Annotated in this window: 8 protein-coding genes and 1 pseudogene; 8 read left to right on the plus strand and 1 reads right to left on the minus strand. The window is 64.8% G+C overall.

Annotated elements, in window-relative coordinates; translation table 11 throughout:
- The first annotated feature begins 11 nt into the window (after positions 1–11).
- The 7 genes from AWB67_RS21730 to AWB67_RS21760 all read left to right on the plus strand — a co-directional run bounded on the left by AWB67_RS21730 (position 12) and on the right by AWB67_RS21760 (position 8,893).
- A complete protein-coding gene (locus AWB67_RS21730) occupies positions 12–1,613 on the plus strand; it encodes a TolC family protein (RefSeq protein WP_087658290.1) in 1,602 nt (533 codons plus the stop codon).
- Positions 1,594–2,370, plus strand: a complete 777-nt coding sequence (locus AWB67_RS21735) for an efflux RND transporter periplasmic adaptor subunit (protein ID WP_087658291.1) — start codon at positions 1,594–1,596, stop codon at positions 2,368–2,370. Before AWB67_RS21730 ends, AWB67_RS21735 begins: the two co-directional genes overlap by 20 nt.
- A complete protein-coding gene (locus AWB67_RS21740; protein ID WP_087658292.1) occupies positions 2,367–3,707 on the plus strand; it encodes an efflux RND transporter periplasmic adaptor subunit in 1,341 nt (446 codons plus the stop codon). Before AWB67_RS21735 ends, AWB67_RS21740 begins: the two co-directional genes overlap by 4 nt.
- Entirely contained in the window at positions 3,707–5,803 is a 2,097-nt protein-coding gene (locus tag AWB67_RS21745; RefSeq protein ID WP_087658293.1) for an HlyD family efflux transporter periplasmic adaptor subunit, read from the plus strand. Before AWB67_RS21740 ends, AWB67_RS21745 begins: the two co-directional genes overlap by 1 nt.
- 106 nt (positions 5,804–5,909) lie before the next feature.
- Positions 5,910–7,454: a DUF3300 domain-containing protein gene (locus AWB67_RS21750; protein ID WP_087658294.1), complete on the plus strand. Its 1,545-nt coding sequence runs from the start codon at positions 5,910–5,912 to the stop codon at positions 7,452–7,454.
- Between the two features lie 64 nt (positions 7,455–7,518).
- Positions 7,519–8,469 carry a DUF2950 domain-containing protein gene (locus AWB67_RS21755; protein WP_087658295.1) on the plus strand — a complete coding sequence of 317 codons (951 nt, stop codon included), beginning with the start codon at positions 7,519–7,521 and terminating at the stop codon, positions 8,467–8,469.
- 25 nt (positions 8,470–8,494) lie between these two features.
- Entirely contained in the window at positions 8,495–8,893 is a 399-nt protein-coding gene (locus AWB67_RS21760) for a hypothetical protein (protein ID WP_087658296.1), read from the plus strand.
- Between the two features lie 8 nt (positions 8,894–8,901).
- Here the strand turns inward: AWB67_RS21760 and AWB67_RS21765 are convergent, their stop codons facing one another.
- Positions 8,902–9,798 (minus strand): LysR family transcriptional regulator, encoded by an 897-nt coding sequence (locus tag AWB67_RS21765; protein WP_087658297.1) that lies wholly within the window; start codon positions 9,796–9,798, stop codon positions 8,902–8,904.
- A 195-nt stretch (positions 9,799–9,993) separates the two neighbouring features.
- On the opposite strand from AWB67_RS21765, the pseudogene AWB67_RS21770 reads away from it, so the two are divergent.
- Positions 9,994–10,071, plus strand: a pseudogene (locus AWB67_RS21770) (succinate dehydrogenase, cytochrome b556 subunit); the annotation flags it as partial.

Consider the following 10,071-nt stretch of genomic DNA (forward strand, 5'->3'; position numbering starts at 1 on the left):
GAGGACACGTTATGCAGAAACGCGAGGCGCAGGTCCTGAGCGCGGCGGTCGCCTGCACGATGCTCACGCTCACCGGATGCTCGTCGCTTGAGCCCAAGCCTACGACGAGAGAAGAAGTCCGCCAGCGCGTAGTCGACGATCAGGTCTCGATGTACAGCGCACAGGAACCCGTCACCGGGCCGATCACGTTCTACGAGGCGGCAGCCCGCGCGCTCAAGTACAACCTCGACTATCGGCTCAAGCTGATGGAGAGCGCGCTCGCCGCCAACCTGCGCGATGTCACGGCCAACGAAATGCTGCCGCAGCTCGTGGCATCGGCCGGATATACGGCGCGCAGCAACGATTCGGGCGGCACGTCGGTCGGCATCGAGGACCGGCAGGTCAGCTTGCGGCCGTCCACGTCCGAGCAGCGCTATCACAAGCTCGCGAACCTCGGGCTTACCTGGAACCTGCTCGATTTCGGCGTCGCGTACTTTCGCACGCAGCAGCGCTCCGACCAGATCCTGATGGCCGAAGAGCGGCGTCGCAAGGTTGCGCAGAACGTGTTGCAGGATGTGCGCAACGCGTACTGGCGCGCGCTTGCCGCGCAGCGCCTCAAGCCGCAGGTCGACGAGCTGCTCAAGCGCACCAACGCGGCGATCAAGGCGGCGCGTGAAGCCGAGGACAAAGGGCTTTTGCCGAAGCAGGAAGTGCTCGCGTACCAGCGCGCGCTGCTCGATGCGGTGTCGCTTCTCACGATCCGTCGCCAGGATCTCGAATTCGCGCAGTCGGAGCTTTCGGCGCTGATGTCGCTGCCGCCCGGCACGCCGCTCGTGCTCGCGGATACGCAGGAGGGCGCGCTGCCCACGGTCGTGACGCCCGAACCGCAACTGGAGCAAATGGCGCTCCAATACCGCCCCGAATTGATGGAGGAGTGGTATCGCAAGCGCGTGAGCGAGAACGACCTGAAGATCGCGAAGGCGCAACTTTGGCCGAACATCGGTATCGACTTGAGCACGAACTACGATTCCAACGATTTTCTCTACAACAACTATTGGGCGGCTGCCGGAGTGCGCGTGTCGGTCAATCTGTTCAGGCTGCTGCAGCTTCCGGCGCTCAATGCACAGCAGGAATCGCAGACGAAAACCGACGACTTGCGGCGGCTCGCGCTTTCGATGGCGATTCTCACGCAGGTGCGCGTCGGCGTGCTGCGTTACCGTCTGTCGCTTCAGGAAGTCGAATTCGCCGACGAAAGCCTGCGCGTCGATACGAGCCTTCTTGACTATGCCCGCGCCGCGCGCAAGACGTCGTTCGGATCGGAGCTGGAGGTGATCCGCGCGGAAGGGCGTTATCTGCTGTCGCGCTATGAACGCGAAGCCGCGTACTCCGATGCGCAGGCCGCGTGGGGACGGCTCTTCAACTCGATCGGCTTCGACGTGATGCCCGACACCATTCAGAAGGATGACGTCAAGACACTCGCGCAGGAGATCGAGAAAACCGTTTTGATGCAGCAAAAGAAGCAATGGCAACTGGATAGCGAAGAGCCGCCTGCTACGTCGCAAACGCCGGATCAGCCTGCATCCGCCTCGCAGATCGCCGCACCCGGAGGTGGCAATGCGCCGGTCCTGCGATGAGCGCGCGTCGGCTTGCGTTGCGCTGACGCTGATCGTCGCGGCGTCGGTGGCGTACGCTGCTAAGCCGCCTTCTACCGGCGATAGCCCCGACGACCCCAACGCGATCCGCGTGCTGCTCGCACCCAACGTTGAAACGACACTGTCGAGCCAGATGAACGGCACGATCACCGACTTGCACGCCACGCTCGGCAAGCCGGTCGCGAAGAACGCGGTCCTCGCTCAGATGAACTGCGCGGAAGTGCAGGCGCGCGCGAACGTCGCGAAGGCCGAGCTGAACATGGCGCGGCAGAACCTGACCGGCAAGAAGAGCCTGCGCGATCTCAAGGCCGCGGGCGATATCGAAGTGGCCATGTCCGCCACCGAAGTCGAGAAGGCGCAGGGCGCGCTGTCGCTCGCGAGCGCGCAACTCGGTTATTGCCGGGTGATCGCGCCGTTCAGCGGACGCATCGCGAAGGTGTATGTGAAGAACTATCAGACCGTGAGCGCCGGTACGCCAATGCTTGACCTCGTCGGCGACGGCGCGCTCAAGGTGCGGCTGAACGTGCCGTCCGCGCTGATGGTGCGGTTGAAACAAGGCTCACATCTCGACATCACGATCCACGAGACGGGAAAAACGTATCCCGCGCACGTCAGCGCCGTCAACGCGCGGGTGGATGCCGTCGCTCAAACGGTCGAACTCGAAGCGCAGATCGATGGCGAGCATCCCGATCTGGTCGCGGGCATGAGCGGAATCGCGCGGTTTCCGGCGTCGCCATGAATCAGCCGCTTCCTCATCCTCAACTGCTGCTGTTTCTCGACGCACTGCGAGACCGGGCGCTCGTCGCCGATTCACTGAATGCGCTCGCGTTCTCGATGGCGAACGACTCGCACTCGCTGCTGAACTTCCGGCAGGCGCTCGTCTTCGCCGATCACGGCAAGCGCTTCGAGTTGCTCTGCATTTCCGGCCTCGCGAAGCCGACGGAGGATTCGCCCTATCTGGTGTGGCTGCAGCGCGCGTGCCGTTGGGTGGCATCGCAACTGACGGGCAACGAGCCGCGATGGATCGCACGCAGCGAAGTGGAGCCGCCGCCGGATATTGCCGACGGCTGGGCCGAATGGTGGCCCGCGGGCGTCTGGTGCGTGCCGATGCATGACGCGGGCGGCAAGCGCCTCGGCCTGCTGCTCGTCCTGCTCGACGAACGTCCCGCCGAGACGCTTCCCCCGATGATGCATGGTGTCATAGAGACGTGGGCCTACTGCTGGGACGCGCTCCAGCGCCGCCGTCGGCGCCTCGTGTGGCGCCCGACCCGCCGTCAGACGATCGGCGCGCTGGCACTCGTCGCGATGCTGTTGTTCGTCCCGGTCCGGCAGACGGTGCTGGCGCCCGCCGAAATCGTCTCGCGGGATGCGCGCATCGTCAGCTCGCCGATCGATGGCGTGATCGAACGGATGGCGGTGCGTCCCAATCAGGCGGTGAGCGTCGGTACGCTGCTGTTCACGCTCAATGAAACGTCGCTCAAAAGCCGCGTCGAAGTGTTGAGCAAGCAGGTCGCAGTCGCGGACGCAGAACTGATGGCAGCGAGCCAGCGCGCCTTCGACAATCCGCAAAGCAAGAACGAACTGACCGTGCTCGGCAGCGTGGCCGAGCAGCGCCGCGCGGAACTCGCGGCGGTGAGGGCGCAACTGGGCCGCACGCAGGTGTTCTCGCCCGAGGCCGGCGTCGCGGTGTTCAGCGACCCGAACGACTGGATCGGCAAACCCGTCGTGACGGGCGAGCGCATCCTGCAGCTCGCCGATCCCGCGAAGCCCGCGATGCTGATCCAGCTCGCCGTGGCGGATGCCATCGCGCTCGAGCCCGGCGCCGACGTGACGCTTTATCTCACCGCTTACCCGCTCGCGCCGCTGCACGGGAAGATTATCGAGACCAGCTATCAGGCGAAGGCGAGCGAGGACGGCATCGTCGCGTACCGGCTGCTCGCGAGCGTCGACGGCGAGCGCTCGCAGGCGCGGCTCGGCCTGCACGGCACGGCGAAACTGTACGGCAAGGAGGTGAGTCTCGCGTACTACCTGCTGCGCCGGCCGCTTGCCACACTGCGCGCCTGGACGGGGCTGTGATGCCAGTCGATCCGAACCTGCCATCGCCCGCTCTGCGCGACGACCTTCGTCTCGGCGAGGCTTCGAACGGCCGTGATGGCGAGCCGTCGTGGATGATCCAGGACACCGTGCTCAACCGTTTCTATCGCGTGGGCTGGCTGGAATTCGAATGCCTCGTGCGCTGGGAGAAGCCGCCCGCGCAGATCTGCAAGGAGATCAACGAGGAGACCGCGCTGCGCCCGGACCTCGCGCAGATCCTCGACTTCCGGCGCTTTCTCGAACAGCACGAGTTGCTGAGGCCGACGCCCGATGCACTCGCGCGCTTGCGGCAGCGCAACCGAAGCGGCGGCTGGCTGACGTGGCGCTGGTGGCTGCATCATTACCTGTTCTTCCGGATTCCGCTGCTGCGTCCACAACGGTTTCTGATGCTTGTCGCGCGGCGGCTCGACTGGCTTTTCAGTCCGGTCACGGCGATCGTCGTCGTGCTCCTGAGTATCGCGGGTATTGTGCTCGTCCTGCAGCAATGGGACACGTTCACGGGCGCCGTCGTCGAATCGTTCTCGACTGAAGGCCTGCTCAGTTTCGCGCTCGCGCTCGTGGTCGCGAAGACGCTGCACGAGCTGGCGCATGCGCTCGTCGCGACGCGGCTCGGCTTGCGGGTCGCGCACATGGGGATCGCGTTCGTCGTGCTGTGGCCGATGCTCTACACGGATACCGGCGAAAGCTGGAAGCTGCGCAGTTCGCGCCAGCGGCTCGCGATCGCATCGGCGGCGATTCTTTGTGAGCTCTCGCTCGCCGGGCTCGCGACGCTCGGCTGGGCGCTGAGCGATCCCGGCCCATTGCGCAACGCGCTGCTGTATCTTGCGACGACGAGCTGGGTGCTATCTCTTGCACTGAACGCGAGCCCGTTCATGCGTTTCGACGGCTACTTCATTCTTTCCGACCTGCTCGATTTTCCGAACCTGCATCAACGCGCCTCGGCGCTCGCGCGCGTGAGCATCCGGCGCACGCTGCTTGGCCTCGATGACGACTGGCCTGAGGCCTTCAGCACGTCGCATCGGCGGATGCTCGTCGCGTTCGAATTTATGACGTGGATCTATCGGCTGGTGCTGTTTCTCGGTATCGCTGTCACGGTGTATTTGTTCTTCTTCAAGCTGCTTGGCGCGTTTCTGTTCTTCGTCGAGGTGACGTGGTTCGTCGCTATGCCCATCACGCGCGAACTGAAGCACTGGTGGACCCAGCGCAGCCGCATCCGGGCGAATCGAAAGGTGCTGTTGTGCGGTGTCGCGGGCGTGTTGCTGCTGCTCGTCGCGGTGCCGTGGCGCACGCAGATTCACGCCGAAGGCGTCGCGCGGACCGAGCGTCAGTTGCGTGTCTTCGTGCCGTTTCCCGCACGCATCCAGACGATCCATCCAGTCGGCGACGTGCGCGCCGACGACACGCTGATGGTCATGGACGAGCCGGACATCGCATCGCACATGATCGGCAGCGAGGCGGGCATTCGCGGCTACGAAGCGCGGCTCTCCGGGCTGATCGCGGATGCAGGCGGACTCGATCAGCAAGCGGCCACGCGTGAGCGTTTGCGAGTGCAGTACGAGGAAGCGCGGGCGGCGCAGAGTCAGATCGCGCGGCTGATTCTGCGCGCGCCGTTCGCGGGCAAGTGGATGGACGTCGATCCGCAATGGCGCGCCGGGCAGTGGATCAATCCGAAGGATCAGATCGGCGTGCTCGTCGATCCGGGCCGCTGGCAAGTGGATGCGTACGTCAAACAGGACGACGTCCAGCGTCTCGCTCCCGGCGATGGCGCGCGTTTCTATCCGACAGGGCAGGCGGTGCCGATCCACGGCCGCGTTATCGCAATCGATACGACTCGGGCACGGGAACTCGCTCATCCGATGCTGGCGTCGCGCTTCAAGGGGCCGGTGGCCGTGGCCACGGAGCGCGACACGCTTACGCCTAACCCGCCGATGTTCCATGTGCTCGTGCAGCTCGACGGCGCTCCGCCGGGGCTGTGGGAAACGCGCGGGCAGTTGCAGATCGATGGCAATCGGCGGAGCTGGCTGATCGAAGGCGGGACGCATTTGATCGCGGCGTTTGTCCGCGAGAGCGGGTTTTGAGCGGTGACGGTTTGCGAAAACCAGTTGATTGACTTGATTGCATCACCCGTGACAAGCGCCTCCACGACCGTTGGTTCTGGCGGCATCCATGCAAAGGAATGAGACCATGATACGGGCCACCGTGTATGTCGGCAGGATTGCTTCGAGGGCGGTTGCGACCGCTATCTCGACCTGCGCGATCCTCGCGCTGAACGCGATTACCAGCACCGGTTCGCTGACGCTTGCGCAAACTCCACCGCCTCCGGCCGCCGCCCCGGCCGCTCCTGCAGATGCAGCACCCGCCGCGCCGAAACTCGATGCCCAGCAACTCGATGCCTTGACCGCGCCGATCGCGGCGTATCCGGACCCTCTGCTCGCGCAGTTGCTGATGGCCGCGACGTTCCCCGACGACGTCGTCGCAGCGGCGGCCTGGTCGAAGGCGCATCCCGACCTCAAGGGCGATGATGCCGTGAAAGCCGTCGCTTCGATGCCGTGGGACCCGAGCGTGCAGTCCCTGGTCGCCTTTCCGCAGGCGCTCGCGACGATGGCGCAAAACCCGAACTGGGTCGAGGCGATCGGGCAGGCGTTCCTCGCCCAGTCCGGCGACGTGATGGATTCGGTGCAGCGTCTGCGGCAGAAGGCTTACGCGGCCGGCAACCTCAAGACTTCACCGCAGCAAAAGGTCGAGGTTCAGCAGACCACCCAGACGATCGTCATCCAGCCGGCCAATCCGCAGGTCGTCTACGTGCCCGCCTACAACCCGACGACCTTTTACGGGACGTGGCCCTATCCGACCTATCCGCCGACGTATCTGCCGCCGCCGCCGGGATACGCGGTCGGCAGTGCGCTCGCGACGGGGCTCGCATTCGGCGCGGGCATCGCGATCACCAATTCGCTGTGGGGCGGGTGCGACTGGGGCGGCCATGACGTCAACGTGAACGTCAACCGGTACAACAACATCAACGTCAATCACCGGATCGATGCGAACCGCACGACGTCGAACTGGAACCGCACCAATGCCATCAACAACCGCAATCAAATGCAGGCGAGCGGAAGGCTCAAAGGCGGCGGTGCGGGTGGTGCTGCCGATCGCAGCGCGTATCGCGGACGTGACAACGCTCAGCGCGACCAGGCCCGGCAGACGCTCAGCCAGCGCACCGGGCAGAACATGAACGCATCGGCAAGCGATCGCGCCAGCAACATTCGCAAGGGCGGTGACGCGGGCAAGCGTGACGGTGCGCGCGGCGGCGGTGGCGTTGGCGCGGGGAATCGCGACGAGATCAAGAATCGCGCACAGAACGTCAATCGCGACAACGCACTGCGCGATGCGGGAAATGGCAAGCTCAGCAAGCAGAGCATCGAACGCGGCCAGCAAAGCCGCGCTGCGGAACATGCGAAGGGTGGCGGGCTGAATGCCGCACGGCAGAACAATGCTGGGGCGGGCGGTGGCGGCCTGCGTGGTGCTGGAGGCGGTGGCGGCGGTGGTGGACACATTGGCGGCGGTGGAGGCGGTGGCGGTGGCGGTGGCGGTGGACACATCGGTGGCGGTGGCGGCGGTGGCGGTGGACACATCGGTGGCGGCGGCGGAGGCGGAGGAGGACACATCGGCGGAGGAGGCGGAGGTGGACACATCGGCGGTGGAGGGGGCGGCGGCGGTCACCGTCGCCACTGAATCGGGCGACCGCCCCGTCGTCCTCCGTTCGTAACCCGTCCTACAGGTCATTAAGGAGCGCCTCATGAACCCGTCCGCGCAATCGTCAGTGCAGGAAAGCACGGTGTCGGCACGCCCGCGTGCATCGACCGTCGTCGGTAGTCTCGTCCTGATCGGAGGACTCTTGCTGACATCGGCTCAAGCCAGCGCGCAAGCCGTCTATCCGACCCCCGCCGCAGCTGCCGACGCGCTGCAACAGGCGCTGGCTACTTACGACAAGGACGGCCTGCGCAAAGTCCTCGGCGCCGACTACAAACAGTTCATCCCGATCGGCACGATCGACATGGACGACGTCTACGCGTTCCTCGCCGCGTACGCCAAGCATCACGAGATCGTCGACGATGGCAAGGGCACGGCGCATCTGCAAGCGGGCGACGAAGGCTGGACGCTGCCCGTCCCCATCGAGCAGACCGCGGCGGGCTGGCATTTCAACATCCATCAGGCGCACAACGAAGTGGCATTGCGACGCATCGGCCGCAATGAACTGGCGGCGATCCAGACGGTGCTCGCCATCGGCGACGCGCAGCGCGACTTCGCCAAGGCCAAAGGCGAGACGGTCTACGCGCGGCGCTTCATCAGCCATCCCGGCAAGCAGGACGGCCTGTACTGGCCGGCGGCCGAAGGCGAGCCCGAAAGCCCGCTGGGCGATCTGGCATCGACGATGGACCCGAACGCACCGCCCGACGAGGCGTATCACGGCTACCGATACCGCATCCTGACCGCGCAAGGCGCCGACGCGCCTGGCGGCACACGCAGTTACCTCGAAGGCGATGCGATGCGCGGCGGCTACGCGGTGATCGCGTGGCCGGCGAAGTACGGACAGACCGGCGTGATGACGTTCATCGGAGGAAGCGACGGGAAGGTCTATCAACGCAACTTCGGGCCGCAGACGGCGAGCGAGGCAGCGCGGGTGCGTCGCTACGACCCGGACGCGGGCTGGCAGCGCGTGCCGGATTCGCAGATCGCGAATCAGTAGCGGAATTCAACCTGGGAGAGCAGGCATGAAAGCAATCGTTCTCGCCATCGTCAGCGTCTTTCTGCAGACGGGATGCCTCACCACGCCCGCCGAACCCGTCGTTTCGATTCCCGCGCCGGTATGCCACAACGCGAAGCAATGCGACGTGATGTGGACGGCGGCGCAGGAGTGGTTGCCCCGCGTCGGACGAATGCAGGTCGCGCAAGTCCTGCCGGATTCGATCGTCACGTCGCCTCGCCTCGAGGGCGAAAGAACGACGATGCACGGCGTCGTCCTCAAGCGGCCATTGACCGACGGCTCCTACGAACTTTCCGCGCGGTTCGAATGTGGAGAGCCACAGCTCCCCTGCACGAATCTGGAGCAGAGCGGCGTGAATCTGTTCAACACGATGGTGTCGGCGGCCGGAGAAGGATTGGAGCAGTGAACGCGCGCTCACTGCATCGACGAAGTGAACTGACGCGCCGTTTCGAGAAAGTTGGCTGTCTTCGCTGGCGTCGCTTCGATCCGCGATGCCAGCGCGAGCCGGATCGAAATCCCTTTGCCGGCCACATCGTGATAGATGACGCCTTCTACCTGAATCTGGCACACGGACGCGGGAACAAGCGAGACGCCGAACTCCGCTGCAACGAGATTGACGACCGAGGACAACTGCGGCGCCTGCTGCCCGGCGATCGGCGTGAATCCGGCATCGCTGCACGCGCCGACGATCACGTCATGCAGCGTCGGGCTCGCCTCGCGCGGAAGCATGACGAACGGATCGTCCGCGAGATCCGACAGATCGACCTTGCGCTTCTTGGCCAGCCGATGCGTGGCGGGCAGCACGACTCTCATCGGCTCGATCGCGATGTGATGAAACTGCACCCCAGCGGGCGATTGACTGCCGAGCCGAACGAACGCGACATCGACGCGCCCGTCGTCGAGATACGCGAGCAGTTGCGCAGTGTTGCCTTCGGCGAGCGTGAGCGTGACATTAGGAAAAGCCTGCCGATACGTGCGGATCAGCCTCGATACGACCGGATTGAACGCGGCCGAGCCCGTAAAGCCGATATTGAGCTGCCCGATCTCGCCGCGACCCGCGCTCTGCGCCTTCTCGACGGCGAGCCGCGTGTCGGTCAATATGCGCTTCGCCTCGACGACGAAAACCTCGCCGGCCTCTGTCAGCACGACGCCATGCCCGGTGCGGCGAAAGAGGCGCACACCGATCTCGTCTTCGAGCGCATGAATCTGCTGGCTGAGCGGCGGCTGCCCGATGCCAAGCCGCTCGGCCGCGCGGGTCACGTTCTGCTCCTCCGCGACAGCCAGAAAATAGCGAATATGGCGCAATTCCATGCGATATCTGTAAAAGCTATTTCAGAAAGACACGATAGATATTGGACAGTATATCAACAACGCGACAAAATACCGCTATCGCGCAGACTGCGCGCCTATAACACGCCCCGAATACATTGATTGGTAGCGCCACGCTCGACGAGCGGGGCGGCGGGGTGCCGTGTTCGTCTCAATCGAAGAGAGAAGGGGTCTGCCGTGGCTGAAGCCGTAAAAAAACCAAGGCCCGAGTTCCGTAACATCGGGATCGGTCAACTCGCGAAGTATCGCTTGCCG

It is taken from the genome of Caballeronia terrestris (assembly GCF_001544515.1).
Taxonomy (GTDB): domain Bacteria; phylum Pseudomonadota; class Gammaproteobacteria; order Burkholderiales; family Burkholderiaceae; genus Caballeronia; species Caballeronia terrestris.

Coding starts and splice junctions, on each gene's coding strand:
- AWB67_RS21745 (WP_087658293.1), top strand. CDS start 3,707: ATGCCAGTCGATCCGAACCTGCCATCGCCCGCTCTGCGCGACGACCTT.
- AWB67_RS21760 (WP_087658296.1), top strand. CDS start 8,495: ATGAAAGCAATCGTTCTCGCCATCGTCAGCGTCTTTCTGCAGACGGGA.
- AWB67_RS21730 (WP_087658290.1), top strand. CDS start 12: ATGCAGAAACGCGAGGCGCAGGTCCTGAGCGCGGCGGTCGCCTGCACG.
- AWB67_RS21765 (WP_087658297.1), bottom strand. CDS start 9,798: ATGGAATTGCGCCATATTCGCTATTTTCTGGCTGTCGCGGAGGAGCAG.
- AWB67_RS21740 (WP_087658292.1), top strand. CDS start 2,367: ATGAATCAGCCGCTTCCTCATCCTCAACTGCTGCTGTTTCTCGACGCA.
- AWB67_RS21755 (WP_087658295.1), top strand. CDS start 7,519: ATGAACCCGTCCGCGCAATCGTCAGTGCAGGAAAGCACGGTGTCGGCA.
- AWB67_RS21750 (WP_087658294.1), top strand. CDS start 5,910: ATGATACGGGCCACCGTGTATGTCGGCAGGATTGCTTCGAGGGCGGTT.
- AWB67_RS21735 (WP_087658291.1), top strand. CDS start 1,594: ATGCGCCGGTCCTGCGATGAGCGCGCGTCGGCTTGCGTTGCGCTGACG.